Genomic DNA, 231 nt, shown 5'->3' with positions numbered 1-231 from the left:
CTATAAACAAGTCAGAAGCGGAAGCGTCGCCAGTGTGAGTATAGCTATACAGATATGGCCCATATAAGGCGGCCAGAAACACGACAAACACGCCAGTAACAAACCATTGTTTTTCTAGAAAGGACGGCTCAATCACGTCCATGAAGGTCGAGTTAATGCTGAACGTTGACCCGAAATCCTGAACGTCCGGACCGAGAAATCGATTGATCAGCAAGCGATGCGCTAGATCCC

General features: G+C 48.1%; 1 protein-coding gene. It reads right to left on the bottom strand.

All coding sequences use genetic code 11. From position 1 onward, the window contains the following. Nucleotides 1-231, bottom strand: a 231-nt coding sequence (locus SB689_RS24305) for a hypothetical protein (RefSeq protein WP_410694574.1), incomplete at both ends; no start/stop codon positions are given.

The organism is Chryseobacterium sp. SIMBA_038 (assembly GCF_046535115.1).
Lineage (GTDB): Bacteria > Bacteroidota > Bacteroidia > Flavobacteriales > Weeksellaceae > Chryseobacterium.
This window is presented reverse-complemented; position numbering and strand designations above follow the sequence as displayed.